This is a genomic window from Nocardia cyriacigeorgica (assembly GCF_010868145.1).
Classification (GTDB): Bacteria; Actinomycetota; Actinomycetes; order Mycobacteriales; family Mycobacteriaceae; genus Nocardia; species Nocardia cyriacigeorgica_D.
In genome coordinates this window covers 39,601-65,281 of the sequence record NZ_JAAGUY010000012.1, presented here as the reverse complement: position 1 = coordinate 65,281, position 25,681 = coordinate 39,601, and the positions used below count along the sequence as shown (strand labels likewise).

At 67.5% G+C, this 25,681-nt stretch carries 28 protein-coding genes, 1 other RNA gene and 1 pseudogene; 15 read left to right on the top strand and 15 right to left on the bottom strand.

Translation table 11 applies throughout. The annotated features are described in order from the left end of the window. Window positions 1–92: 92 nt before the first annotated feature. Window positions 93–914 carry a helix-turn-helix domain-containing protein gene (locus tag GV792_RS16030; RefSeq protein ID WP_163824917.1) on the bottom strand — a complete coding sequence of 274 codons (822 nt, stop codon included), beginning with the start codon at window positions 912–914 and terminating at the stop codon, window positions 93–95. Between the two features lie 171 nt (window positions 915–1,085). On the opposite strand from GV792_RS16030, the gene GV792_RS16025 reads away from it, so the two are divergent. Beyond that, window positions 1,086–1,514, top strand: a complete 429-nt coding sequence (locus GV792_RS16025; RefSeq protein ID WP_163824916.1) for a hypothetical protein — start codon at window positions 1,086–1,088, stop codon at window positions 1,512–1,514. Between the two features lie 78 nt (window positions 1,515–1,592). Then, the gene (locus GV792_RS16020) at window positions 1,593–2,042 is read left to right on the top strand and encodes an SgcJ/EcaC family oxidoreductase (protein ID WP_163824915.1); all 450 of its coding nucleotides are present in this window, start codon (window positions 1,593–1,595) and stop codon (window positions 2,040–2,042) included. 6 nt (window positions 2,043–2,048) lie between these two features. Here GV792_RS16020 and GV792_RS16015 read toward each other — a convergent pair whose 3' ends face one another. After that, complete coding sequence (locus GV792_RS16015; RefSeq protein WP_163824914.1) at window positions 2,049–2,666, bottom strand: TetR/AcrR family transcriptional regulator; 618 nt, start codon at window positions 2,664–2,666, stop codon at window positions 2,049–2,051. Window positions 2,667–2,851: 185 nt separating this feature from the next. On the opposite strand from GV792_RS16015, the gene GV792_RS16010 reads away from it, so the two are divergent. Genes GV792_RS16010 through GV792_RS16000 form a run of 3 tightly spaced genes read left to right on the top strand, consistent with a single transcriptional unit; the run spans window position 2,852 to window position 6,951 of the window. After that, complete coding sequence (locus GV792_RS16010) at window positions 2,852–4,645, top strand: ABC transporter ATP-binding protein (RefSeq protein WP_163824913.1); 1,794 nt, start codon at window positions 2,852–2,854, stop codon at window positions 4,643–4,645. Then, window positions 4,642–6,348 carry an ABC transporter ATP-binding protein gene (locus tag GV792_RS16005; protein WP_163824912.1) on the top strand — a complete coding sequence of 569 codons (1,707 nt, stop codon included), beginning with the start codon at window positions 4,642–4,644 and terminating at the stop codon, window positions 6,346–6,348. Before GV792_RS16010 ends, GV792_RS16005 begins: the two co-directional genes overlap by 4 nt. A 60-nt stretch (window positions 6,349–6,408) precedes the next feature. Continuing rightward, on the top strand, window positions 6,409–6,951 hold the full coding sequence (locus GV792_RS16000; protein ID WP_163824911.1) for a DoxX family protein: 543 nt from the start codon (window positions 6,409–6,411) through the stop codon (window positions 6,949–6,951). Here the strand turns inward: GV792_RS16000 and GV792_RS15995 are convergent. After that, window positions 6,869–8,110, bottom strand: coding sequence for a molybdopterin molybdotransferase MoeA (locus tag GV792_RS15995; RefSeq protein WP_163824910.1), 1,242 nt, complete (start codon window positions 8,108–8,110; stop codon window positions 6,869–6,871). The genes GV792_RS16000 and GV792_RS15995 overlap by 83 nt on opposite strands. Window positions 8,111–8,454: 344 nt before the next feature. Between GV792_RS15995 and pip (GV792_RS15990) the strand changes: the two genes are divergently transcribed. Both pip (GV792_RS15990) and GV792_RS15985 read left to right on the top strand, forming a co-directional pair. Continuing rightward, window positions 8,455–9,432 (top strand): prolyl aminopeptidase, encoded by a 978-nt coding sequence (gene pip / locus GV792_RS15990; protein ID WP_163824909.1) that lies wholly within the window; start codon window positions 8,455–8,457, stop codon window positions 9,430–9,432. Between the two features lie 234 nt (window positions 9,433–9,666). After that, on the top strand, window positions 9,667–9,876 hold the full coding sequence (locus GV792_RS15985) for a hypothetical protein (RefSeq protein WP_163824908.1): 210 nt from the start codon (window positions 9,667–9,669) through the stop codon (window positions 9,874–9,876). 89 nt (window positions 9,877–9,965) lie between these two features. Here GV792_RS15985 and fabG read toward each other — a convergent pair whose 3' ends face one another. Next, window positions 9,966–10,718, bottom strand: a complete 753-nt coding sequence (fabG, locus tag GV792_RS15980) for a 3-oxoacyl-ACP reductase FabG (RefSeq protein ID WP_163824907.1) — start codon at window positions 10,716–10,718, stop codon at window positions 9,966–9,968. A gap of 178 nt (window positions 10,719–10,896) precedes the next feature. Here fabG and GV792_RS15975 point away from each other — a divergent pair, with 178 nt between their 5' ends. Beyond that, a complete protein-coding gene (locus tag GV792_RS15975; RefSeq protein WP_175584419.1) occupies window positions 10,897–11,892 on the top strand; it encodes an NAD(P)/FAD-dependent oxidoreductase in 996 nt (331 codons plus the stop codon). Window positions 11,893–11,930: 38 nt separating this feature from the next. Further along, a complete protein-coding gene (locus tag GV792_RS15970) occupies window positions 11,931–12,575 on the top strand; it encodes a class I SAM-dependent methyltransferase (protein WP_163824905.1) in 645 nt (214 codons plus the stop codon). A 127-nt stretch (window positions 12,576–12,702) separates the two neighbouring features. Here GV792_RS15970 and GV792_RS15965 read toward each other — a convergent pair whose 3' ends face one another. Continuing rightward, the gene (locus GV792_RS15965; RefSeq protein WP_163824904.1) at window positions 12,703–13,104 is read right to left on the bottom strand and encodes a MerR family transcriptional regulator; all 402 of its coding nucleotides are present in this window, start codon (window positions 13,102–13,104) and stop codon (window positions 12,703–12,705) included. 49 nt (window positions 13,105–13,153) lie between these two features. Here GV792_RS15965 and GV792_RS15960 point away from each other — a divergent pair, with 49 nt between their 5' ends. Both GV792_RS15960 and GV792_RS15955 read left to right on the top strand, forming a co-directional pair. Then, a complete protein-coding gene (locus GV792_RS15960) occupies window positions 13,154–14,029 on the top strand; it encodes an NAD(P)-dependent oxidoreductase (protein ID WP_163824903.1) in 876 nt (291 codons plus the stop codon). A 114-nt stretch (window positions 14,030–14,143) separates the two neighbouring features. Continuing rightward, entirely contained in the window at window positions 14,144–14,977 is an 834-nt protein-coding gene (locus GV792_RS15955) for a class I SAM-dependent methyltransferase (protein WP_163824902.1), read from the top strand. A gap of 85 nt (window positions 14,978–15,062) precedes the next feature. Here the strand turns inward: GV792_RS15955 and GV792_RS15950 are convergent, their stop codons facing one another. From GV792_RS15950 to GV792_RS15930, 5 genes are all read right to left on the bottom strand, one after another. Then, complete coding sequence (locus GV792_RS15950) at window positions 15,063–15,467, bottom strand: nuclear transport factor 2 family protein (protein ID WP_163824901.1); 405 nt, start codon at window positions 15,465–15,467, stop codon at window positions 15,063–15,065. A gap of 136 nt (window positions 15,468–15,603) precedes the next feature. After that, window positions 15,604–16,305 carry a DUF998 domain-containing protein gene (locus GV792_RS15945; protein ID WP_163824900.1) on the bottom strand — a complete coding sequence of 234 codons (702 nt, stop codon included), beginning with the start codon at window positions 16,303–16,305 and terminating at the stop codon, window positions 15,604–15,606. 94 nt (window positions 16,306–16,399) lie between these two features. Further along, entirely contained in the window at window positions 16,400–17,257 is an 858-nt protein-coding gene (locus GV792_RS15940) for a helix-turn-helix domain-containing protein (RefSeq protein WP_309138571.1), read from the bottom strand. A 30-nt stretch (window positions 17,258–17,287) separates the two neighbouring features. Continuing rightward, on the bottom strand, window positions 17,288–17,806 hold the full coding sequence (locus tag GV792_RS15935) for a TrmH family RNA methyltransferase (RefSeq protein WP_163824899.1): 519 nt from the start codon (window positions 17,804–17,806) through the stop codon (window positions 17,288–17,290). Window positions 17,807–17,992: 186 nt separating this feature from the next. After that, window positions 17,993–18,880: an alpha/beta hydrolase gene (locus GV792_RS15930; protein ID WP_163824898.1), complete on the bottom strand. Its 888-nt coding sequence runs from the start codon at window positions 18,878–18,880 to the stop codon at window positions 17,993–17,995. Between the two features lie 36 nt (window positions 18,881–18,916). On the opposite strand from GV792_RS15930, the gene rnpB reads away from it, so the two are divergent. Beyond that, an RNA gene (gene rnpB, locus GV792_RS15925) (RNase P RNA component class A) lies at window positions 18,917–19,332 on the top strand. A 65-nt stretch (window positions 19,333–19,397) separates the two neighbouring features. Here rnpB and GV792_RS15920 read toward each other — a convergent pair. Beyond that, on the bottom strand, window positions 19,398–19,835 hold the full coding sequence (locus GV792_RS15920; RefSeq protein ID WP_163824897.1) for a hypothetical protein: 438 nt from the start codon (window positions 19,833–19,835) through the stop codon (window positions 19,398–19,400). 397 nt (window positions 19,836–20,232) lie between these two features. Between GV792_RS15920 and GV792_RS15915 the strand changes: the two genes are divergently transcribed. The 3 genes and pseudogenes from GV792_RS15915 to GV792_RS30350 all read left to right on the top strand — a co-directional run. Then, complete coding sequence (locus GV792_RS15915; RefSeq protein ID WP_163824896.1) at window positions 20,233–20,565, top strand: hypothetical protein; 333 nt, start codon at window positions 20,233–20,235, stop codon at window positions 20,563–20,565. 18 nt (window positions 20,566–20,583) lie between these two features. After that, a complete protein-coding gene (locus GV792_RS15910; protein WP_163824895.1) occupies window positions 20,584–22,038 on the top strand; it encodes an RNB domain-containing ribonuclease in 1,455 nt (484 codons plus the stop codon). A gap of 28 nt (window positions 22,039–22,066) precedes the next feature. Beyond that, a pseudogene (locus tag GV792_RS30350) lies at window positions 22,067–22,171 on the top strand (hypothetical protein); the annotation flags it as partial. Between the two features lie 4 nt (window positions 22,172–22,175). On the opposite strand, the gene GV792_RS15905 reads toward GV792_RS30350, so the two are convergent. From GV792_RS15905 to panB, 4 genes are all read right to left on the bottom strand, one after another. Beyond that, window positions 22,176–23,054 (bottom strand): CHAD domain-containing protein, encoded by an 879-nt coding sequence (locus tag GV792_RS15905; protein ID WP_163824894.1) that lies wholly within the window; start codon window positions 23,052–23,054, stop codon window positions 22,176–22,178. Window positions 23,055–23,057: 3 nt separating this feature from the next. After that, window positions 23,058–24,020, bottom strand: coding sequence for a prolyl aminopeptidase (gene pip / locus GV792_RS15900; RefSeq protein ID WP_163824893.1), 963 nt, complete (start codon window positions 24,018–24,020; stop codon window positions 23,058–23,060). Further along, window positions 24,020–24,481: a hypothetical protein gene (locus tag GV792_RS15895; RefSeq protein ID WP_175584418.1), complete on the bottom strand. Its 462-nt coding sequence runs from the start codon at window positions 24,479–24,481 to the stop codon at window positions 24,020–24,022. The genes pip (GV792_RS15900) and GV792_RS15895 overlap by 1 nt, the downstream gene beginning before the upstream one ends. Window positions 24,482–24,673: 192 nt before the next feature. Continuing rightward, window positions 24,674–25,528 carry a 3-methyl-2-oxobutanoate hydroxymethyltransferase gene (gene panB / locus GV792_RS15890; protein ID WP_163825007.1) on the bottom strand — a complete coding sequence of 285 codons (855 nt, stop codon included), beginning with the start codon at window positions 25,526–25,528 and terminating at the stop codon, window positions 24,674–24,676. Window positions 25,529–25,681 lie beyond the last annotated feature (153 nt).

Below are 25,681 nucleotides of genomic sequence, written 5' to 3'. Positions count from 1 at the left end.
CCGCAGCGGCTTCCACTACGTACGCGGGTGATGAACCCCGGGCGCGGTACGTCCGCCTTCACGCGCGGCGCATGCGGAGGCCGCGGCCGGGTTCACCAAGGGGCCGCGTCGGGGAATTCCGCGGCGCGGAAGGCTGCCGCGGTGAATTCGTCCAGCGGATAGAACAATTCGATGGCCAGTTCGGACAAGGTGACATCGGCCGGCGCACCGAAGGTGGCCATGGTGGAGAACATCGACAACACGCCGGTCGGGGTGCGGACCCGGATCGGGAACTGGAAAGGACTCGGCTGACCGGGTTCGTCATCGTCGAGCGCCTCGGGGACCGGGTACGCCGCGACCTCGTCGTAGAGGGCGCGTAGCTGCGGGTCGCCGGTCGCGCCGACCTGCCGGGCCAGCCGGTCGAGGAACAGTTCCCGCACCTGGTTCGGGCTGGTCAGGCGTGCGGACAAGCCCTCGGGATGCAGGACGAGCCGGTAGACGTTCGGCGCCGGCGTCACCAGGTGTTCGGGGACGCCGAGGGTGAGGATGCCCATCGCGCGGTTGCCGGTGACCACATTCCACAGCCGGTCCACCACCACCGCAGGATACGGTTCGTGCGCGGTGAGCATCGTGTCCAGCGCGGAACGCACCGCGGACAATTCGGCGTCGTCGAGGCTGCTCTCCCGATACGCGGGAGCGAAGCCGGCCGCGAGCAGGAGCGTATTGCGTTCGCGCAGCGGCACATCCAGGGTGTCGGACAGCCGCAGGATCATCGCGCGGCTCGGTTGCGCCCGTCCGGTCTCCAGATACGACAGATGTCGCGCGGAGGTATCGGCCGCCAGCGCCAGATCCAGCTGACTCAGCCGGCGCCGCTGCCGCCATTCCCGCAGTAGACCACCGACCCTCGACGGTGCGGTGAGCTGTGTGGAGGTCATTGTGTGCACGCTAGCCGATTCGACAGAGGTGCCGCCATGACCTCTGAGGTTATTGAGCCGATGACCTCGCCGTTGCACAGTGGTGCCGGAACCGAGGCGCGATCTCGTCAGCCGACCAGGCGGAATGACAAGGCGGGGCGCCGCAGGACCGATCACGAGACAGGACACGCCATGAGCATTGTGTTGAACGAGCACACCGAACCAGCCGCACCCGACCGACTGCGGCTCGCGCTGCGAGTCGACGGCTGGGCCACCGGCGCATTCGGGGCGATCATGCTGGCCGGCGCGATCCCACTGCGCGACCCGCTCGGACTGCCGACCTCCTGGTCGATCCCGTTCGGGGTCGCGATGATCGGCGGCGGACTCGCGTTGCTGCTGATCGCCGGATATCCGGCGATAAGTGGTCGGCATGCGGCCGCGGTGGTCGCGGTGAACGGCGCGTCGGCTGTGGGGATGACGGTGCTGGCGTTCTCCGGGCTGATCGACCTCACCGGGCCAGGAGTGGCCTTCCTGCTGTTCGGTGCGCTGATCGTCGCGGGTTTCGCGGGGGCCGAGTACAGCGGTCTTCGGCAGGCCGGCCCGAATGGTCGGTCGCGCTGACCTGCCGGCGACGGAGCCGACCCCGGCGGCTCGCCGCCGGGGTGCCGATGCAGAAAAAACCACAATGTAGGAGGAGAAATGACCGGTAACGCGGTACGAGCAGCTACCGAGACCGATGCTGGAAGCGTCGATGAGCGGGCCCTGCGGGAGCTGCTCACCGCCCAATGCGCCGCATGGGCCGCAGGCGACGGCAGCGCATTCGCGGCGACCTTCACCGATGACGCTGACTTCGTTTCCGTCATCGGCGAATTCATCCAGGGCAGAAGGGAACTCGCGTCCGTCATGCAGGAGGGATTCGACGGTTTCATGCGCGGCACCCGGCTCTCCGAACCGGAACGGATCACCCTCCGATTCCCGACCCCCGACACGGCCGTCCTGGTGACGTACGGAGTATGCGTTCTTCGCGATGGCGCGCAGGTGTGTCGCCCTGAGGACCTGTCCGTGCAAACCCGCACTGCGGTACGAACGGCAGACGGCTGGCTGTTCACGACGTTCCAGAACACACGGATCGTGAAGATGGGTGGATGAGCGCGACTACGCGGAATCCTCCTGGTCGGTGGACGGCCAGATAGCGCGTAGCGGGCGCAGGCCGTCCTCGACGTAGTCGGCAATGGGGCGGTCGCCGCCGTCGAGGTACCACTGTTCGAGGGCGGCGAAGTAGCCGAAGACCAGGGCATTGGTGGCGACGCGCGCCTGCGTTTCGGTCAGCAGTCCGGTCGAGGCGATCACGGGGGTCAGTCGCTGGCTGGTGCGGTCGGCCGAGGCGCAGGCCGCCATGCGCACTGACGGTTCGGTGAAGTGATAGCGGACCCTGCGCCACGGGCCGCTGTCGGGGGGAGTGTCGTCGTCGGCGGGCGCGCTGTCCGTTGCGGATTCGTCGGCACGCACGGAGCGGATCAGGCTGCTGATGGGATCGCGGGGGTCCACGACTTCTTCGATCTCCTCCGCGCTCAGGTTGTCGAACTCATCGGCGACGATGATGCCTTCCTTTGTGCCGAACAGGCGGTAGACCGTCGACGGGGAGACCTCGGCGGCGGCCGCGATCTCGTCGATGGTGACCGCGCCGAACCCTTTCTCGTCGAACAGGTCGAGGGCGCATTCCTGGACGGTGTGCATGGCTTTGAGCCGCCAGCGCTCGCGAAGTCCGCTCATGTCGGCAGGTTATCAGAAAGTCACTCTCTGAAGCATGTTGCTGTCTAACAGACATTGACTGTCTGAAAATGGATCCCTAAAGTCACTCTCTAGAGACAGTGACTTTCTCTAACGCGCGGTCCGGCACTTCGCCCCGCGGGCTCGGCGGCCAGACGCCGAGATGAGCGATCCAGGACGGGAGAGCGATGACCAACACCGGTCTTGCCGAGGCACGACAGACATCTGATCGACCACCAGAAACCGGCCACACCGGGGGGCAGACATTCGCCGCGCTGCTACGCCCGCACATCGGTGGTTTCGCCGCCGTTGTCGTCCTCCAGGTCATCGGCGCCGTGGCAGGTTTGGCGCCGTTGTTGGCGGTAGTCGAGCTGGGGCGCGCACTTCTCGGGCCCGGCCCGATCGACCACGGTCACGTCTGGTTCGTGGTGGTTGTGGGGGCGGTCGGCATGCTGTTCCGGCTGCTGTTCACGGCCGGTTCGTCCGGGCTCGGCCATCTGCTCGATGGGCGGGTGCAGCTGTCGTTGCGTCGACAGCTGGCCGCCCATCTGGGGCGGGTGCCGATCGGCTGGTTCTCCCGGCGCCGCACGGGCGAGCTGGCCAAGGTGGTCGGCGAGGACGTGAGCGCGGTGCACCCGTTCATCGCCCACGCGCCGGGGGAGCTGGTGTCGGCCTTCGTCGTGCCGCTGGTGTCGTTGGTCTACCTGCTCACCGTCGACTGGCGGCTGACATTGATCACGCTGATCCCGGTGCTCCTTGCGGTGGTGCTGGTCCCGTTGATGATGACCCCGGCCAGGCAGCGCGAGCAGAGCGACTTCGATGCGGCGATGGGCCGGATCGCTGATGCGGTAGTGGAATTCGTGCAGGGCATCGCGGTGGTCAAGGCATACGGCGGCGGCGACCGCGCCCACAGCAGGTTCCGGACGGCGGTGAACGATTTCGCCGACACCTTTTTGCGCTGGGCGCGGGGCCTTTCTCCGATCGCGGCGGGAATGCAGCTGGCATTGTCGCCGCCGTTCGTGCTGCTGGTCGTGCTCGTCGGCGGCACGGTGCTGATCACCGGCGGTGGGCTCGCCCCTGTCGATTTGCTGCCGTTCCTGCTGCTCGGGCTGGGGTTGACCGCGCCTGTCGCGGCGCTCGGCCACGGTTTCGACGATATGCAGGCCGCAGGTCGCGCACTCGGCCGGATCCGGGAGGTGCTGAACGTCGAGCCGCTGCCCGAACCCGCTCACCCGGTCGCGCCGAACGGGCACCGAGTGGAGTTGCGCGACGTCCGTTTCGGTTACAGCGCGGGCCGGGAGGTACTGCGCGGGATCGACCTAGTGCTGGAGCCGGGCACGGTCACCGCGCTCGTCGGACCGTCCGGGAGCGGCAAATCCACACTTGTCCAGCTCCTTCCGCGGTTCTTCGACCCGACGCACGGTGCCATCACCCTCGGCGGGGTCGACGTGCGCGACATCGGCAGTCGCGAGCTCTACCGTGCGGTGTCGTTCGTCTTCCAGGATGTGCGACTGCTGCGCGCCTCCGTCGCCGACAACATCGCGCTCGCCGTCCCGCACGCCGACCGCGAGCAGGTGGTCCACGCGGCCCGGCTCGCAGGCATCCACCACCGGATCCTGGAGCTGCCGCACGGATACGACACCGTTCTCGGCGCTGAGGCCGGGCTATCGGGCGGTGAAGCGCAACGTCTTTCGCTCGCCCGTGCGTTGCTGGCCGACACTCCCGTGCTGGTCCTCGACGAGGCGACCGCCTTCGCGGACCCGCAGACCGATCAGGCCGTGCGCCACGCCCTGGCGGGCATGAAGGGCGACCGGACGATCCTGGTCATCGCCCACCGACTCGACACCATTGCCGATGCCGACATCGTCGTCGTGCTGGAAGACGGGGTGATCGTGGAGCGCGGCGCACCCGCGCAGCTGCTGGCGGGCGACGGCAGGTTCGCCGCGTTCTGGCAGTCCCATCTAGGAGAGGTACTGTCATGATCCGAATCCTGTTGCGCGTACTGGGCCATCAGTACGCCGGGCCGGTGCGTCGCACCGTGGCTCTGATGACCACCACGGCCGTCCTGGAGGGTCTGTCCTACGCTCTGCTGGTCCCTGTGCTCCGGGAGTTGTTCGGCAGCGATCCCGACGACGCCTGGTCGTGGCTGATCGCGTTCGGGGCCGCGGTCGCCGTCTACGCGGGGTTGCGCTACGTCAGCGATCTGGCCGGTTTCCGCGCCGGGACCACCTTGTTGCACGGCACCTACCACCGGCTCGGTGACCACCTCGCCCGGCTGCCCATCGGTTGGTACGGCCCCGACCGAGTCGGCGAAGTATCGGTACTCGCCAGCCGAGGAGTGCTGGAAGCGATGGGTATCATCGCGCACCTGCTCGCTCCGTTCATCGGTGCCGCGGTGACCCCACTGACCATCGTCGTCGTCATGGTGGCGTTCAACTGGAAGCTGGGGCTGGCCGCCCTGTTCGCCGTCCCGCTCGTCGCTGCGATCCAGTCCTGGACCGGACGCGCGATGGCCGACGCCGACGCGGAACGTCACGAACGCGACCAGAGTGCCGCCGGGCGAGTCATCGAATACCTGCAAGCCCAGCCGGTGCTGCGCGCAGGAGGCCGAACCACCGAACGCTTCGGCCTGCTGGACGACTCACTGCGCGGCCTCCAGCATGCGGCCCGCCGGTCCGCGCTGTCGGCCCTGCCCGGCATTGTCGGACTCACGCTTGCTGTGCAGGCGATGTTCACGGTGCTGCTCGCCCTCGGCGCCTACCTCGCGCTGGGTGGGAGCATCGGCGCAGCCGAGGTGCTGGCCATTCTGGTGCTCGCGGCTCGGTGTGCCGAACCCGTGCTGTCGCTTGCCGATATCGGCGGCAAACTCCGCAGCGCTCGTGCCCAACTGATGCGACTCGACACCCTCCTGCGCATCGCGCCGTTGCCGGAACCCGGCGAACCGACCCAGCCGCTGAGTCATGCCCTGGAGTTCGACGCCGTCACCTTCGGTCATGGCGACCGCACGGTGATCGACGATCTCCGGCTGACAGTGCCGCACGGCCGGCGGGTGGCGATCGTTGGTCCTTCCGGGGCGGGCAAGAGCACGGTGCTGCAACTCGTCGCGAGGTTTCACGATGTGAACACAGGCTCGGTGCGTGTGGGCGGTGTCGATGTGCGCGACATCGGCACCGGCACCTTGATGGCGCAGGTCGCCATCGTCTTCCAGGACGTCTATCTCTTCGACGGCACCATCGAGGACAACATTCGCCTCGGCCGCCTAGACGCCACCGACGCCGAAATCCGTGCTGCAGCAACGGCAGCGCGCTTGGACGAGGTAATCGAACGACTGCCCGGTGGCTGGAGCGCCGACGTCGGCGAAGGCGGCGCACTGCTGTCGGGCGGCGAACGTCAACGCGTCTCCATCGCCCGCGCCCTGCTGAAGAACGCGCCCGTCGTTCTGCTCGACGAGGTCACCTCCGCCCTTGACCCGATCAACGAAGCCGCCGTCCACCAGGGCATCGAACGGCTGATGGCCGGCCGCACAGTCGTGATGGTGGCCCACCGCATGCACACCGTGCAGAACGCCGACAAGGTCGTCTTCCTCGACAACGGTCGGATCGTGGAAGAAGGCACCCACGACGACCTGCTGAGCCGAGGCGGTCGCTACGCCGAGTTCTGGGAGATCTCCACGGCACGGCCATGATCTCCGCGGCCTTCGCAATCCCTCTCACCACACAGTGATTCCCCGAATCGGAAGTGCACCATGTTCACCACTCCACTCTTGTTGATCGTTCCCACCCTGAGCTTCCGCGCACTGGGTGCACTCGGCGTCAGCCGATTCGCCACCTGGCGAGTGTCTTTCGCACACGGACTCGCGGTGATGCTCGTCTCCACCGGCATCGCCCACTTCATCCCCGACTCGATCGAGGCAATGCCGAGCCATGACGATCTGGCGGCCATGGTTCCGGAACTCGTTCCCTTCCCCGCCGCCACGGTCTACCTGACCGGTGTGCTGGAACTACTCGGCGCCGCCGGTCTGGTCGTGACCCGCACCAGGAGGTATGCCGGACTCGGCCTCGCCGCACTATTCGTGCTGATGTTCCCGGCGAACGTTCATGCGGCCGTGGCGGATATTCCGTTGAACGGCGATCCCGCCACCCCGCTATGGTTCCGGATTCCCGAGCAGATCGTGTTCGTCGCCGTTGCCCTGTGGGTGTCGGGGGTCAGTGGGGTATGGGAACGAGTTCGACCAACGCCCCTCGGCCGGACCGAGGTGGGAGCAGGGCCAGTGCCTGGGCGGAGATGAGGCCCGCGAGGTGTGGGGTGTGTACCGGTCCTGTAGTATGCCAGACACCGCCCGGCTGCTGGCACACCGGGATGATGCGGGTGCGGGTGTCGCTGGTGCCGGCCGAATCGGCGATGCGGCCGCGTAGTGGTGCGGTGGGGGTACGGGCGGTGAGGGCGTCGACGATCGCGGGACCGGTGAGCAGGAGGGCGGCGATTGCGGCGAACGGGTTACCGGGGAGCGCGAGCAGCACTCGGCCGTCGGGGAGGCGCGCGACCAGCTGTGAGCCGCCCGGACGGATGGTGACGCCGTCGATCAGGATCTCCGCGCCGACCTCGCCGAGCAGCGACCGCAGATGATCGGCGGCGCCGCGACCGGTGGCGCCGACAACGACGACGACTTCGGCGTCCGAACGCAGCGCGAACCAGGAGCCGAGCAGCTCACGACAGTCGTCGAGCCGCCAGACATGGGTGGTTTCGATATCGCAGGCCCGCAGGTAGCCGGGAAGCACCGGACCGATCGAATCGCGTGTCTGCCCCGGCGCCAGCGGACCTTGCGCGCGGATCTCGGAACCGGTGATCAGCACATCCGCACGTAAGGGGCCCCGCACCGCCAGCGAATGCACCTCCGCACTCGACGCCGCCGACACCACCGCCCCCGACACCCGCGTCCCCGCCGCCGCGAGCAACGTCCCCGGATACCAGTTCTCGCCGCGCGGCCTTGTGTCGTCACGCAGCGGGGCATCAGGGTTGCGGATCAGCAGGGTTTCGCCGGAAAGTGTGCTGGCCGAGATGAATTCGTCACGAACGACGGCAGTCGAGCCGGACGGTGTCGGCGCTCCCGTAGCGATTCGCACGGCCTGTCCTTGTTCGAGCGGCCGACCACCGTGGGTGCCAGCGACCCGGGTGTCGTCACGCAGTACCCACGGCCCTGAACCGCAGACGGCGTACCCGTCCATGGCGGCGGTATCGACGCGCGGCAGAGCTGTGGCGGTGGTGAGGGGTCCCGCCAGCGTCGCACCGTTGGCTTCGGTCGACGGACGCTCGATGCTCGCGATCGGATCCAGCCGCTCCCGCAGCAGGATCCGTGCCTCGTCGACCGTACGAGCGGGGACGTCACCGGTGCCGCAGCCGAACCCGCCGTGCCCCGCCACCGTCGCTCGAGCGGTCGCCGCGCTCATCGCCTGCCTCGTGGCCGGTTCACCGCACGCCGCCCGCACATCCGCCGGTCATTCTCCGACCTGAGCTCAGCCACATCATGGAGGCCATCCTCACCGACTTCGATTTCCCGGCATTTGCACCGCAGTTGCCCCGCAGTGACGCTGTCCTCACACACGGCTTGGCGCGGCTGTGCGTGATTCGGGGCGAGGCAGGAGTGCGACCTCACGCCGGACAGTGAGGATGCCGCCGGCCCCGGCAGGTATGCGCGCACCAGTAATCAGCCGTGGGCGGTGATCGGTATGGAACCTGCCGGCGTAGCCGCGACCCGGTGAGCGGGCGGAAATACCGTGTTAGCGTCCGATTCGTGGACTCTCCGCCGACGCAGGTTCAGCCTTTCCCCGACATCGAGCCTTACGCCTCCGGACTACTCGACGTTGGCGACGGCAACCGGATCTACTGGGAGGCCTCAGGGAACCCCATGGGCAAGCCCGCGCTGGTCGTGCACGGCGGGCCGGGATCGGGAGGTACACGCGGCGCACGCAAAACCTTCGATCCGCGGGTCTACCGCATCGTGCTCTTCGATCAGCGCGGATGCGGGGAGAGCGTGCCGAACGCGGCCGATCCGCAGGTGAGTCTGGCGCAGAACACCACCGAGCATCTGATCGCGGATATGGAGCGGCTGCGGGTGCACCTTGGCCTCGAGCGATGGATGTTGTACGGCGGTTCGTGGGGTGCGACTCTGATCCTCGCCTACGCTCAGCGGTATCCCGAGCGGGTCTCGGAGATCGTGCTGGTCGGCGTCACCATGACGCGGCCTTCGGAGGTCGCGTGGCTCTACCGGGGTGTGCGGCAACTGCTACCCGTGGAGTGGGAAGAGTTCCGCGAGGGTGTTCCCCCCGCCGAGCGCGACGGTGATCTGGTGGCCGCGTACAGCCGCTTGTTCGATCACCCTGCCCCGGAGGTCCGGATGGCGGCGGCGCGCCGATGGTGTGCGTGGGAAGACGCCGTCATCGCGCATGAAAGTGTCGGTTCACCTGGGCAGTACAGCGCCAAGTCGGAGCAAGCGATGTTGGCGATGACGCGGATCTGCGCACACTATTTCGCCCACGCCGCCTGGCTTCCGGACGGGCAGCTCCTGCGTGACGCCCATCGGCTCGCCGGGATTCCTGGCGTGCTCATTCACGGCAAGCTGGACCTGAGCGCCCCGCTGCGCACGGCATGGGAACTGGCCCGAGCCTGGCCGGACGCACAACTGCTTGTTATCCCGGATTCCGGGCATACCGGCAGTCCCGCGATGCGTGACGCCATTCTGTCGGCCGTGGCGCGATTCGGGCGGACGTAGTGTGCGGCCGCACGGTCCACGGCATCGGCGCCGCCTACCACATCGGTGCTGTTCGGCGGCCCTATGGCACCGGTCGGAATGATCAGGTCGAGTTGAAATCTGGACTACTACAATCTATTTCGCTACCGCCCCCGCTTCTAGGGGCACACCTACATGGGTCTGTCCGGCGTCTGCGCATCCGAATACCGTTCCTCCCTACGGCGAGACCTCATCGTCATCCGGAAAGGACAATCCATGCGTAACCGTGTGCGTGTCGGCCTTATCGCCGGCGTTGTGCTGATCGCCCCGCTGGCCGCGGCTGTCCCCGCCTCGGCCATCCCGCTGGAGCCGGCCGCACCGGCCGCTCCCGAGCTGTCCGACACCGTCGGCAAGGCCTGCCTCGATCCCTCGGCCGGCCTGCTGTGCTACCTGTCCACCATGTCGGCCAGCGCCGCAGGTAGCTGATCGGCATATATTCGCGCACAAGGGAACCCGGCGATTCGCGGGTTCCCTTGTGTCGTGCGCCGGATGCCACACACCCGCAAGGGGATTGATCAGTCCTTCGGTCCGCCGGCGACGTAGATGACCTGCCCGGAGACGAAGCCCGCGCCCTCGCTGGCCAGGAAGGAGGCCGTGTGGGCGATGTCTTCGGGGTAGCCGACGCGGGCGACAGGGATCTGGGCGGCGGCCGCGGTCTGGAAATCCTCGAACGAGGCGCCGACCCGCGCGGCGGTGGCAGCGGTCATATCGGTGACGATGAAACCCGGCGCGATCGCGTTCGCGGTGACACCGAACTTGCCGAGTTCGAACGCCAGGGTCTTGGTGAAGCCCTGCATGCCCGCCTTCGCGGCGGCGTAGTTGGCCTGGCCGCGGTTGCCGAGCGCCGAGGTGCTCGACATGTTGACGATGCGGCCGTACTTCTGCTCGACCATGTGCTTCTGCACCGCCTTGGTCAGCAGGAACGCGCCGCGCAGGTGCACGTTCATGACGGCGTCCCAATCATCGACGCTCATCTTGAACAGCAGATTGTCGCGCAGGATGCCGGCATTGTTGACGACCACCGTCGGCGCACCGAGCGCACCTTCGAGCTTCTCGATCGCCGCCGCCACCGACGCCTCATCGCTGACGTCGGCGCCCAACGCCACGGCCTGCCCGCCGGCCTCGGTGATCGCGGCGACCGTGCCGGCGCAGGCGGCCTCGTCCAGATCGAGCACGCCCACCTTCATGCCGTCGGCGGCCAAACGTGTGGCGATCGCCGCGCCGATTCCTCGCGCGGCACCAGAAACTACTGCGACCCTCTCGGCCATGAATGGACGTCCTTCCTCGAGGCGATGTCTTCGTTGCCATCTAACACCCGGTGCCGCACCGCGCGTCGCGGCAGCTTGGTGGTGCTGACCTGGCCAAGTGGGCACATTCGTCCGGTTCGTCCCAGGCACCTGCTCACGGGCAGTTTGCGGTATTGGCAAATTTTCTTGCCAGGATCGAATGGCGTCCGCATCATCGTCTGCGGAGGTGGTCAACGTGACCGATGAGCTGAAAAGCAGCTATGACGTGGTGGTACTCGGCGGCGGAGCCGCGGGACTGAGCGGGGCGCTGACCTTGGCGCGATCGCGACGCTCGGTAATCGTGGTCGATGCGGGTGCGCCGCGCAATGCACCTGCGGAGGGTGTGCACGGACTACTCGGCCGTGAGGGCATGCCGCCCGGCGAACTGCTCGAGCGCGGCCGGTCCGAGGTTCGTGGCTACGGGGGAGAGGTCGTCACCGGCGAGGTGAGCACCGCGGTGCGTGACGGCGACGGATTCGCGGTCACGCTGACCGACGGCCGGTCGACCCGGGCGCGCAGGATCCTGCTCGCATCCGGTCTGACCGACGTCCTGCCGGACATCCCCGGCCTGCATGAACGCTGGGGCCGCGATGTGCTGCACTGCCCGTACTGCCATGGCTGGGAGGTGCGTGACCAGGCGATCGGCGTGCTGTCGAGCAGTCCGATGTCGGTGCATCAGGCCATGCTGTTCCGGCAGCTGAGCGACGACGTCACGTTCTTCACCCACACCTCGGCCCCGCCGGCCGGTGACGTCGCCGAAGAACTGGCGGCGCGCGGGATCCGCGTGGTGTCCGGTGAGGTCGCGACGCTGGAAGTCGAGGACGACCGGCTGGTCGGGCTTCGTCTCGCCGACGGCACGGTTATCGCCCGCGACGCACTGGCGGTCGGATCGCGGATGGTGGCGCGCGCGGGATTCCTGACCGACCTCGGATTGAAGCCGGTCGAACATGCCGCCGGCATCGGCGAGCACATTCCCGTCGATCAGACCGGGCGAACGGATGTCGCGGGTGTGTGGGCTGCGGGCAACGTCACCGATCTGGCTGCGCAAGTCGGCGCCGCCGCGGCCGCCGGAGTCATGGCGGGCGCGCAGATCAATGCCGACCTGGTCGCCGAGGAAACGCGAGAGGCTGTCGCCGCGCTGCGGCAGGAACACTGACCTGACCTGCCACCACCGCGACAACCGAAAGGATCACCATGACCGAGGAGTTCGGTAAAGAGTTCTGGGAAGCGCGCTACCACGGCGCCCACGCCGCCGAACGGGAGCCGAACCCGCACCTCGTCGCGGAGGTGGGCGAGCTGTCTCCCGGGACGGCGCTGGACGCTGGTTGCGGCGCGGGCGGCGAAGCCCTCTGGCTCGCTGCCCGCGGCTGGCAGGTGACGGCCGTCGACATCTCAACGGCCGCCCTCCAGCACGCCCGCGCCCGCGCCGACGCCGCCGTATCCGAGATCGCCGCGCGCATCGATTGGCACCAGGCCGACCTCACCGAATGGATCCCTCCCGCAGCTCATTTCGACCTGGTCTGCACACACTACGTGCACACCTCGGGCTCCCCGCAGGATCTTTTCGACCGGCTCGCGACCGCCGTGGCCCCCGGCGGCACCCTCCTCATCGTCGGCCACCACCCGACCGACCACCTGTCCAGCAGCGCCCACGGCCATTCGTCCGCTACGCACAGCCATTCGTCGCAGGTCCATGTCACCGCAGCAGACATTGCCGCCCACCTGGACCCCGCCCGATGGGAGGTCCGAGTCGCCGAGGACCGTTCCCGCCAGGCAGCCGGTCCGCACGGCATCGAGACCACCCTCGAAGACACCGTGCTGCGGGCTCGTCGCCGGTAGCTTCCGCCGGCCGCAGTACGTGTGGCTCAGCGGTGGGCGCGCGAGATCTCGCTGACTGCCTGAGCCGCTGTGCGCTGAGTGCGGTGAACGCCGCCGCCGGGTCGGCATTCGCGGGGGCGGCAATGGCTCAGGCGGGAACCCGGTCGGATCCGTCGAACGGTGGATAGCTGTCCCTGCCTGAGGTTTCGGCTGCCGCGATGTAGTCGGCGAGGGCGCCACGAGATCGAGCCAGTTTGTCCATCTGCTCGTCCAGCCTGCGCAGCCGCGACCGCATCGCGGCCAGCATTTCGGGGCACCCGGGTAGCTCGGGTGCTGCTCCGCTGGCGCATGGCAGCAGATAGGCGATGTCGTCGGAGGACAGGCCCGCGTCGAGCAGGTGCCGGATCTGCTGCACCCGAAGCACGGCATTCTCGTCGTAGTCGCGGTAGCCGTTCGCGCTGCGGTCTGCTTCGAGCAGGCCCTGGGCTTCGTAGTAGCGCAATTGGTGGGCGTTGACGCCCGTCCGGCGACTCAGTTCCCCGATCAGCATCGAAACCTCACTTGACCTTCACACCGGTATCAACGTTGACGATGCTGCCATGACCAACACCAAAGCGCCCGTGACAGTCATCGGACTCGGGCTGATGGGCCAGGCGCTCGCCGGCGCGTTCCTGAAAGCCGGGCACCCGACAACCGTATGGAACCGGACAGCCGCGAAGGCTGATCGGTTGGTGTCCGAGGGCGCACAGCTGGCGCCAACGGTTGCCGACGCGCTCCGGGCGGGTTCACCGACGATCATCTGCCTCACCGACTATCAGGCGATGTACGAGCTGCTCGCCGCGAGCGAGCTGGACGGGACGACTCTGCTCAACCTGACCTCAGGCGACTCGGCCCAGGCCAGAGAAGCCGCCCGATGGGCCGAACAGCGCGGCGCCCGCTACCTCGACGGCGCCATCATGGCCATCCCGCCGGCGATCGGAACCGCCGAGGCGGTGATCCTGCACAGCGGGGCGCAGGCTGATTTCGATGCCCACGAGTCGACATTCGAAGCGCTCGGCACCGCGTCCTACCTCGGTGCCGACCATGGGCTGGCGTCCTTGTACGACGTCGCCGGTTTGGCCATGATGTGGAGCGTCCTGAACGCCTGGCTTCAGGGCACAGCCCTGCTCAGGACGGCAGGTGTCGATGCCGCGACATTCGCCCCGTTCGCGCAGCAGCTCGCCACCGGTGTGGCCGGATGGCTGCCCGGACATGCGGAGCAGATCGACAACGGGTCCTTCCATGCCGAGGTGGCGTCGCTGGACACCCACGCGCGGACGATGGCGCACCTGATCGAGGAGTGTGAAGCGGCGGGTATCAATGCCGAGCTGCCGAAGCTGATCAAGATGATGGCCGATCGCTCGATCGCCGCCGGGCACGGCGGGGATGAATATGCCGTGCTGATCGACGAATTCGGCAAGCCGGCACCGGCCTGACCGATCTGGAGCCCGGGGTCGGTCGCGCGGAAAATCAGTGGCGGCCGGATCCGGGCTCCACTACAAAGATCCGGGGGCCGAACAGTGGGGGCTGAACCGTCGAAAGGACCGGCCGTGCACGAGGCAGAAGCCGTCGCCGCCAACCGCGCCAACTGGGACGACCGAGCAGATGTCCACGCGCGCTCGGAGATGTACGACGTAGAAGCCTTTCTGGCCGACCCCACCGATATCTCCCAGGTCGTACGCAACGACCTGTCGGTGCTGGCACCGCACTTGCCGGATTCCGGTATCGAGGGCCGGTCCCTGCTGCACCTGCAATGCCATATAGGCACCGACACGGTGTCCTGGGCGCGGCTCGGCGCGGTCGAGGTGCACGGCCTCGACCTCTCGCCGAACTCGCTGCGTCACGCGACCCGCATCGCAGCAGCCGACGGTCGCGACATCACCTGGGTGGAAGGCGACGCCCGATACGCCTCCACCCGGATCGACCGTCGCTTCGACACGATCGTCACCAGCGCCGGAACCATCGTCTGGCTCCCTGATCTCACCGAGTGGGCGCAGTCCATTCACGATCTCCTCGAACCGGGCGGGGTCTTCCTCATCCGCGACGACCACCCCCTCCTCGGCGCCGTGGAATTCGAACCCTGGACTGTCAACGACGACTACCTCAGTGGTGGTGGCGCTCGAACCTACGAGGATTCGGGCACCTACACCGAGGACTCGGACGGCCGGATAGCCCACACCACGAACACTGAATGGCGCCACGACCTCGGCGAAGTCATCACCGCGCTGCTGAAGGCAGGTCTGCGAATCGAAGCCGTCGAGGAACTCCCGTACATGGACTGGCCGGCCTTCCCTGGTCTCGTTCCGTGCGCCGAAGGTTGGGCGTTGGAGCCCGGGTTCCCCCGCATCCCCTTGAACTTCGCCGTCGTCGCTCGACGGCCTTAGCTGATCCGGCAATCGGGACCGAAGCAGCCGGCGGTTGCCCGGGACCTCGGGCAATCCGGCCGGTTCCGGGTGGGGGTGACGTCGACTACGGTGTCGGCCACGGCGCGGCCCTCGCCGGCGTGAGGTGAGTCAACTCGCAGAGCCAGCGCCCCTCCCGGTACACGAAAACGTCCGAGGCCCATTCGTCGTTCTCGAACCGCTCGCCCTGATACACACCGGTGTTGACCACCCGAGCGACGACGACTGCGACATCACCGAGGTCGACCACGGACTGCACCGCACTGCGGAACGTGTCGTGCAGTACCACCCCGTCGGCAACGGCCGCCAGGAACCGACTGCCGGCCATCACCCCGTCTTGCGAGACGAACATCCACCCCCGCGTAGCGAAGGCGGCAATCCGCTCCACATCGTTCGCGACGAGCGCATCGTCCCAGTCGCGACAGAGCCGCGTAAACGTATCGAGATCTGCGGATACTGCTTGTTTCGTCATGGATCCGACGATCGCATCGTTGCGGACGACCGGCTTGGACGAATGGAGCAAATTCAGATTGTCAACCGTGGCGGAAGGCCGCCAAGTCGACGCCGCGCCATAAGGCGAGGAGGAACCTGACTTCTGACAGATCCGTTCATCCGACAGCCGCGCGTGGAACAGGTCGACGCATGAGGCGGATCGCCAACACAACAATCCAGATACCGCTGGCGACGATCCCGATCCGTTCGATCAGCCCTGCGGGTCCTCCTTCTGCCAATTTGGCGATGAGAGCGAAGGCGATATAAGAGGTGGGGACCATCAGGCCGGTGGCAACCGAATACCGGTACCAGCCGCGACTTTCGAGCGCCTCATCGCGCCGTGCCAGCACGAAGCAAGCCGCAGTCAGCGAACCGAACTGAACCAGACCGAGAAGACTGTGAATGGCGCCGTGAATGGTCAGCACTTCCGGCACTCCCGGTGGGTACCCCAGCGACGGGTCGGGAAGGATAGGCCCGATGGCGACGAAGGTGAAGCCGTAGATGCCGAGCAGGATAGGCCCCCAGGTCGAGCCACGTCCGGTACGCATGAGCCCCCTCATCCCAAGGGCGAAAGCGAGCAGGAGGGTTCCGGTGACGATGTAGTTGGTGATCTGCATCCACCCACCCGGCCCCAGTTCGAGGTTGCTGTCGGGGACTACCAAGGCGTTGTAGTCAGGGCGTAGTGCCCCGAGCACGTGAATGACAACAATATTGAGCAGCGGACCGATGACACCGCAAGCCAGCAGCAGTCGCATCGACCCTGACTGCTCTCCAGTACTTCGTGTATGCCGCTTCGTATGGCCGAGGGTGTCGGTCACGACACGTGTCCTCTCGTCGTCGATCGGGGTGAGGCTCGAGTCGCGTTCGGTTCGCCGACCGCACCCGAGGTGAACACCACTATCGACCGATCGGTCATCCCGGGGATTGGAAAAATGTTCCCCAAGCCCGGTACCGATCCCGGGCGATGGCAGGCAGATCGTCCTCATACAGCGTCCCCGGTGTGCGGTCCGCGAAGATCGACACATCCCGGCACAGGTGAGCCTGATCGGTGTAGCCGCACACCGCGGCGACGTCGGCGGCGGGCAGGCCTGCCAGCAAACCGACGACCGCGCGCCGGAATCGGACCAGCATCGCCGCCCGCTTGGGTGTCAGACCGATCTGGGATTCGAACCTCGCCCACAGCCGCTTACGGCTCCATCCGAGGGATTCGGCGAGCTCGCCGACCTTCACCTGGCCACCGGAGGCGAGTATGTGATGCCAGGCGGCGATCACCTCGGGATCGGGCGTCCGCATCGGCCTGTCGCACTGTGTCAGAAACGACTTCGTCCGTGCGAACCGTTCCTCCCAGGTCCTGGCGTCCGCGAGTTGCTCTCGCAGTCGCCGAACCTCGGATCCCCACAGCTGCTCCAATGGGACAACGCCACGGCCCAGATCGGTTGCGGCAATACCCAGCAGGGAGTGCGCCCGGATCGGCGACATGCGAACCTCCACGCACGCGGCCTGCCTGCTACGAATACGCATGGCCGCCATGGGAAGCCCCACGACGAAACCGCCCAAAGACTGCTGACCACCAATGTCGTCGACAATCATGTCGTGGCCCCCGAACTCGATCACCACGGCGACCGCCGTCGACGCGGCAACCCGCAAGTCCAACCCGGCGGCCCCCACATCGCGGTATCCGATGATTCCGGCACCCGACTGCACGGCGGCCGACGGACCCGCGAAATCCCAGCCCGCACCAGGCCCGCAGCCGACATCCGCAACTCCCACCCGGTCCAGCCTACGGAAATGTGAACACGCTCAGCAGAGTCCCGCCAGCTTGTACAGCACGAGCGACCCCGCCACCGCCACGTTCAGGCTGTGCCCTGTTCCCGCCATCGGTATCTCCACTGTCAGGTCCAGCCGCTCCATTCCTTCGGGTGGGATTCCGTCGGCTTCGTGACCCAGCACGATTACGGTGCGCTTGCGCGCCACGGGCAGGTCGGCGAGGCGGATGGATTCGTCGGTGAGTTCGACACCGATCACGGCGGATCCGCCTGCGCGTTGGCGGTCGAGCCAGCGGTCGACTCGGCCATCGATCCAGTGCACGCATTGGCGGTGGCGCAGCGTGTTCCCCTGGGCGAGCGCGTCGGGGACCCAGGGGCGGCGGGGGACGGCCAGGCAGGCGCCGACGGCATCGCAGGTGCGCAGCATGGTGCCAAGATTGACGCCGTGCTTGGGCCATAGGGGAGCGGCGATGAGATGGTTCCAGCAGCCGTGGGAGCGCTGACGGCGCTGACGACGCAGTTCCGGGCGGGTCCGAACCCGCGCGGTGCTCATCGGCGGGAGGGAAGTCCCTTCCCGCGGATCGCAAGTGCGGCACCGGGATTCCCCGCGGTACCAAAGGTCAGAACAATGTGATTCACAGCGACGATGCTTCGCGGCGCATCGGAGCCTTCGACATGGCCTGCCACCGGAAGGGCCGGCCGGGTACCTCCACGATACCGGCCCTCCGGTGGCGACGGCTCAGGGGCGAAGGACCGAGACCAAGAATTCGGTCTGGTCGTGCACGGCCTGCTCGAACAGGTCGTCGAAGTAGATATCGAAATGTCCTGCGTCATAACGCTTCACGATGGCGTGCTTGGTGCGCTCGGCGGCGCGCAGCGCGTTCTTGACCGGGGTGATCGAATCGTTGTCGCACAGCGCGTACATGACCGGCATCTTCAACGACTTGGCGCGGCGGCCCGGTGCGTCGAACAGTGCCGAGAACGCGACGCGGGCAGACACTTTCGGGTGGTAACTCTCGCTTTCCTCGGCCAGCCTGCCGAAGCCCTCCGGCACATCGGACGCGGCCATGAGTGCCGCGGAACGCTTGCGTCCGGCCAGCCGTACCGGCACCGGCTTGCGCCGGATCGGGCCGATGAGCAGGTCGGTCGCGGCGATGGTCGCGACCTTGGTCAGGCTGGTCGGGCCCTTGGCCTTCGCCGCGGCCCATCCGCTGGTGAACGGCACCTGGGCGACCACGGCCGCGATGTAGGCGTCGTCGGGTGCGATGGACAGCACGTGTCCACCGCCGAACGAGGTGCCCCACAACGCGATCCGAGTGGCGTCGAATCCGCGGATGGTGCGCCCGTAGGCGATTGCGGCATGCCAGTCCTCGCGCTGACGGGCGATATGGATCAGCTGACGTGGTGCGCCATCACTGGCACCGAAATGGCGGTAATCGAAGACCAGCACCCCCATCCCCGCGGCCGCGAACCGTCGCGCGTACCGATCCAAACCCATTTCTCTGTTGGCCCCCAGGCCGTGTCCCATCACCACGAGCGGGCGCGGTTTGGGCACGCCGTCCGGGCGGTAGAGCCAGGCGGCGCACTGCTCTCCCCCCGACGGGAAGCTGACCTCGACACGTTCCATGGTCGATTAACTTACCGAGTATCCTGTCCTGGCGGACGAGTCGGTCGGGCGGCCGCGGCGACGGGAACGGGCACTACGGTGCCGCTGCCCGCCGCCGAGGAAAGTCCGGACTCCACAGAGCAGGGCGGTTGCTAACGGCAACCCGGGGCGACCCGCGGGACAGTGCCACAGAAAACAGACCGCCCACGATCCTTCGGGATCGTGTGGTGAGGGTGAAACGGTGCGGTAAGAGCGCACCAGCGCCCCGGGTGACCGGGGCGGCTCGGTAAACCCCGCCCGGAGCAAGGTCGAAGGTCGCATCGCGTGCGGTGCGACTGCGCAGGTGTTCGAGGGCTGCTCGCCCGAGCCTGCGGGTGGACCGCTCGAGGCACCCGGCGACGGTGTGTCCAGATGGATGGCCGCCACCCGGTGCGAACCGGGGACAGGATCCGGCTTATACGCCGGCTCGTCCGCCCATACGGCGCGGGGCGGTGCCCGATGAGGGCCCCGCCGCGTCGGTATCAGCCGCAGTCGCGCCTCAGCAGAGCACCTTGATCATCTCGTAGATCGCCTTGGACTCCTCCGGCGACGCCGAGCCACGGCCGTTCTTGGTGCGGTTGGAGACCTCGGTCAGGATTTCGTCCTCGGCCTTGCCCTCGTGGATGTCCTCGCAGGTCTCGGTGAAGATCTCGCCGATCTCCTCATCGCTGCGGCCCTCGGCCAAGCTCGGGAAGGCCTGCTTGTAGCCGATGACGAAGGAACTGACCTTCACCGAATCCAGGCTCATCTCGCCCTTGTCGTCGGTCGACGGCGCAGCCGCATCGCTGGTCTCGGAGCCGGACGCGGTCGCGGTTGCCGACGCCGAGGTCGCGGCGGTGGTCTGGGAGACGCTGGAGGTGGTCTCGTCCTCACAACCGGCGACGAACAGGGCAAGGGCGCAGGCAGATGCCGCAATCGCGGCGGAAGTTCTGATCACGTTGCCGGATGCTAGCGGCACCCGACCGAAACCGCCTCCCGCGATATGGGCGGGAGGCGATCTACCCGCTGGATCAGGCGGGGCCGATCAACAGCATCCGCGCCAGGTTGGCGGCCTGTTCGGGACCGAGCAGCGGCAGCAGGTAGTCGTACACAAGAGTGGACATGAGGTGCGGAACTCCCAAGATTGTGTGAGGCGGGATGGTTACGCTCGGCCACCCTAGCAGCGACCGCGCCGGCCGGCTGCCGAGTTCGTGCGTCATATCTGCCGGATTCGTCCGGGACTGGCCCAGAACGTGATGGAGGTCATAGAGTGGTCGCCGTTGGATCGACATGTGTCGCGGTGCTGCGGTGCATGCCCTCACACTGAAACTCTCGGGAAGCAGGTCTCAACTGATATGCGGGTAGTTCGTTCTCTGGTCGCCGGCGCGTTGATCGCCGGGGCCGCATCGGTTTTCGCCACGCTCGGGGCCGGTTCCGCCGGTGCCGTCGCGGTGACCCCGCTGCCGGGCGGGGTTCAGGTCGACCTCAGCCCGGGCGACACCAGGTGGGTGCACCACAGCGGTTTCGGGCGCACCATCGCCGGCCTGCCGCACCCGTCGGCGGCCTCGTTCGGCTACTCCCTCGATGGAGCTGCGGCGCTGTCGTCGCAGTATCCCGAGGGTAGGGTCGTCTTCACCGTCTTCGGGCCGTTCGACCAGCTGAGCGGCACCATGCTGGCGCTGAAGTAGCGAGGAAGAATCCTCAGCGTGGAACTCCACCAGCGGATCGTCTCGGCGCCGGTCGATTTCGGCGCCATTCGATCCGAATTCGGACTGACCTCGGCATATCCGGCCGAGGCCACCGCGGAAGCCCGCGACGCGGTCGACGCGTTCGCGGGCGCTCGGGTCGACCGCACCGATATCCCGTTCGTCACCATCGACCCGCCGGGAGCGCTCGACCTCGACCAGGCGCTCCATCTCGAACGCACCGACACCGGCTTCCTGCTGCACTACGCCATCGCCGACCTCGGCGCCGTCGTGGTCCCGGATGGCGCCCTCGCCGCCGAAGCAGGTACCCGGGGTCAGACCTTTTACCTGCCCGACGCCACCGTGCCGCTGCATCCGCCGGTGCTGTCGGAGAACTCGGCCAGCCTGCTCCCCGAACAGACGCGTCCCGCGGCGCTGTGGACCATCGAGCTCGACCACGACGCGGAACCGGTGCGGTATTCGGTCGAGCGCGCTGTGGTGCGCTCCCGCGCGCGTCTCGATTACGCCGGTGTTCAGGCCGACGCCGATGCCGGACGCCTCCCCGCAGCGATCGCGGCCCTGCCGGAATTCGGCACGCGGCGCATCGCGGCCGGGCTGGCACGCGGCGCGATCGAACTGCGGCTGCCCGCGCAGAGCGTCATCCGCGATGAGGGTGCCGACGGGCATTGGCGCCTTGTCCTGGAACCGCGCACCGACGTCGACGACTGGAACGAGCAGGTGTCGCTGCTGGCCGGGATGTGTGCGGCCCGCATCATGCTCGACGGAGGCGCCGAAGGCTCCGGCGAACGTATCGGTCTGCTGCGCACCATGCCGCCGCCGCCCGATTCGGCTATTGCCTCGATCCGTCGCACCGCCGCCGCCCTCGGCGTCACTTGGCCCGCCGATCAGCCGGTGGGGCGGATGCTGGCGGGGCTCGACCCGAGCACACCCGCCACGCTGGTGCTCATGTCGGAGGCCACCGGCCTGTTGCGCGGCGCCGCCTACACCGTCCTCGATGGCACCGACCCGGCGTCGAACAACCTGCGGCACAGCGCGATCGGCGCCCCGTACGCGCACGTCACCGCGCCGCTGCGGCGTCTGGTTGACCGGTTCACCACCGAGATCTGCCTGGCACACTGCGCGGGTACTCCGGTCCCGGAGTGGGTGCGGGACGATCTGAGCGCCACCGCCGAGACGATGAAACGTAGCGACGGCGTGGCGAACAAGATCGAACGCGCCTGTATCGATCTGACCGAGGCGACGCTGCTGTCCCAGCGCATCGGCACCGAATTCGATGCGGTCGTGGTGCGCGAGGGCAACGGCAACCGCCCCGCCGAAATCTTCATCGCCGCCCCGCCGCTGCTCGGACCGTGCGAAGGTTCGCCGCCCGAAGGTGCGACGGTCCGGGTGCGGTTGGAATCCGCGGACCCGGTGACTCGGAAAGTCGTCTTCACCTACCTATCCGAATCGGAGTGATCCAACACCTGTCGCCGAACCAGGCGACGAATACGAACTCGTGGTTCGCGTGATGCCTGTGGAAGATCCGCCCGCGGACCATTCGCCCGAGCGGTCCGAACTCGTCGAGATCGCGAACAAGACCCCGGCGTGAATCGTCAGGCGGGTGAGAGCGCCGCGGCCGTCGACGGATACCGGGCCAGATGCTCGCCCGCCGCCCGGTCCTCCGCATCGGCGAGGGCTGTGTACAAGGTGGTGTCTTCGCCCGCGGCCTTGGCTTCGGCGGCGCGGGCGAGGATCGCTTCATGGGATTCGATGGCGTCGCGGTGATCACCGAGCACGGTCTGCAAGCGCTTGGCCCGGGAGCCCAGCTCGTGAGCCTGCTCGCCGAGAACAGCTGTGGCCGCATCGCACGAATACCGTAACCGTTTGGCGCCCTTGCGGATATCGTGCAGCAGCTCGATCTGCTGGCCGGGCGTCGCGGTGACCTCGCTGTGGATCAGCCGATCCAGACGTTCACGATCGCGGTGCAGCACCGTGGTGAAGGCGGCGGCGGCAGGACCGTCGACGCGGCCTTTGCGCAGCGGGGGCTCCGAACGCCAGCGCGACAGCCGAGCACGCAGCGCACGGTAGCGGTCGCCGTCGAGCGCGGTGAGCACCTCGGCGTGCGCGGATTCGTACCGTGCGCGTTCGGCGGCGACGAGGCGCTGGGTCACCGCGTCGAGCACCGCCGGATCCGCCCCATCGACCAGGTCGGAATCCAGCAACGTGGCGAACCGCTCCGCCCGCACTTCCGCATCCCGTGCAACGCCGAGCAGATCGGCAAGCCACGCCAGCTCGGCACCCATGGCGGCGGCGGGCCCACGCCGGAACAACCGCCGATAGGACTTCAGCACACTGCGCAACCTGCGCGTCGCCACCCGCATCTGATGCACCGAATCCCATGCGTCGGCACGTACTTCGGGTTCGGCGGTCAGCAACCGATCGACATCCTCACCCAGCGCCGCGATCAGCGCGTCTGCGGCGGTGGCCGTCATGAGCTAGCGTCCTTTCGCGAACCCGTCGGTGGCTTCGACGAGACGGTGGGTGATCCCGGGTTCATTGGCCGCGTGCCCGGCATCGTCGACGATGTGGAGCACCGAACCCGGCCAGGCCCGATGCAGTTCCCAGGCGCTGACGGCCGGGCAGACGATGTCGTGGCGACCCTGCACGATGACCGCGGGAATGTCGGTGATCTTGTCGATATCGCGCAGCAACTGTCCCTCGTCGAGGAATCCGCCGTGCCGGAAATAGTGATTCTCGATCCGGGCGAAGGCGAGTGCGAACCGTGGCTCACCGGTTTCGGCGACCCGATCCGGTTGCGGCAGCAGCGAACTCGTCGCACCCTCCCAGGTCGACCAGGCGACCGCGGCGGCGGTGGCGACGTCATCGTCGGGGGAGTGCAACAGCCGGTGATAGGCCTCGACCAGATCGCCGTCGCGTTCGGCTTCCGGGACCGGGGCGAGGAACTTCTCCCACTCGTCCGGGTAGACGTAGCCGGCCGCGCCGTTGTAATACCAGTCGATCTCCTTGCGGCGCAACAGGAAGATGCCGCGCAACACCAGCTCGGTGACGCGCTGCGGGTACCGCTGCGCATAGGCCAGCGCGAGCGTGGAACCCCACGATCCGCCGAACACCTGCCACTGTTCGATACCGAGCGCTTCGCGCAGCTGCTCGATATCGGCGATCAGATGGTCGGTGGTGTTCACCGACAGGTCCGCGACATCGGCGATATGCGGGGTGGAGCGGCCACACCCACGCTGATCGAACAGCACGATCCGATATTCGGCCGGATCGAAGAACTGCCGATGGAACGGCGCGGTCCCGCCGCCGGGGCCGCCGTGCAGGAACACCACGGGCTTGCCGTCAGGGTTGCCGCTGACCTCCCAATACACCGATTGGCCCGCACCCACATCGAGCATGCCCTGCTGGTGCGGCTCGATCGGCGGGTACAGGGTGCGCATCAGAACGCCAGGCCGGACGCCAGGTCCGGCAGCTCGAGCGCTTGGATCGCCTCCTGCCGGACATCCGCACAGGCTTTCAGCGTGATCCGGTCGATGACCGGCTTGTCGGCAAGCACCTGAGCGTTGATGGCGCCGTTGCGCAATGCCCAGTCGTGCACCATCGCGTTCAGGCCGATGCGGCCGAGCGTCGGACCCTGCACCCGCCAGTTCGACAGCTCGGGGCGGATCATCTCGCACAGTGCGGTCGCCGCGGAATCGGACACCTCGAGCGGCTTGCCCGGTACCGGCTTGGTCGCACCGCCCGGAGTTGTTGCGGGAATGCTTGTCGGCGCTGCGGTCGTCGACCCGCCCGCCTCACTCGATCCGGTTCCGGATTCACCTCCACACGCGGTGAGTAGGACAGCAGCACACACCCCCGCGACCACCAGCGTGCTCCGGGAAATCCAACGGCGTTCCGGCATCAGTACCTCTGCTCGACTCGAGATTGTCGCCACCGAGTCTGCCATTTTTCCGGCGCGCCGGCCGCGCGGCGTTCCCGTCCTCGAGGTGAGCTTGTCGACGAACCAACTCTCGGATGTCGTGGCTCGGAGGATGCCGTCCGGGCAGCGTGAGAGGGACTCGCGCTACCCGGACGGGCATCGGTTATCGCCGAATCAGAAGCTGTGTTCCGGACCCGGGAAGGTGCCGCGGCGGACTTCGTCGGCGTACGTGGCGGCGGCGGTGCGAAGGTCGTCGCCGGTGTTGGCGAAACGCTTGACGAACTTGGCGGTTTTGCCGCTGGTGTAGCCCGCCATGTCCTGCCAGACCAGCACCTGGGCGTCGCAGTCGGCGCCGGCGCCGATACCGACGGTGGGGATGGTCAGTTTGCGGCTGACCTGCCCGGCCAGTTCGGCCGGGACCATCTCCATCACCACGGAGAACGCGCCCGCCTCCTGTACGGCGATGGCGTCGGCGATGAGCTGTTCGGCGCCGTCGCCGCGGCCCTGCACCCGGAAACCACCGAGGGTGTTGACGCTCTGCGGGGTGAAGCCGATATGGCCCATGACGGGAATGCCTGCGGCCGTGATGAGTGCGATCTGCTCGGCGACCCGCTCACCGCCCTCCAGCTTCACCGCATGTGCCTGACCCTCTTTCATGAAACGGGTCGCGGTGGCCAAGGCCTGCTGCGGCGAGGACTCGTACGTGCCGAACGGCAGGTCGGCGACCACGAGTGCGTGTGGTGCGCCCCGCACCACACCGCGCACGAGCGGGATCAGCTCGTCGACGGTGACCGGCACGGTCGTGTCGTAGCCGTACACCACGTTGGCCGCCGAATCGCCGACCAGCAGCACCGGGATGCCCGCTTCCTCGAACAGTCGCGCCGTCGAGTAGTCGTAGGCGGTGAGCATGGACCAGCGTTCGCCCGTCGCCTTCATCTGCTGTAGATGATGGACGCGGGTCTTACGCCTCGGCTTCACCTCGGCGGAGGCAGCGCCGTAAGCGGGAGTTTCCGAATCGGATACGGACATCATCGTCCCTTTCGTCGTCCTCGAGGCCCGTATACGGGTCCCCGGGTCTGGGTGACGCCATCCAGTGTGCCACCGGTCGCACCGCCCATTTAAGGGCTCCGGCCGGTGCGGTTGGTCACATCTGGCGCGGCCGGGGTGCCCGTTGTCGGCCAG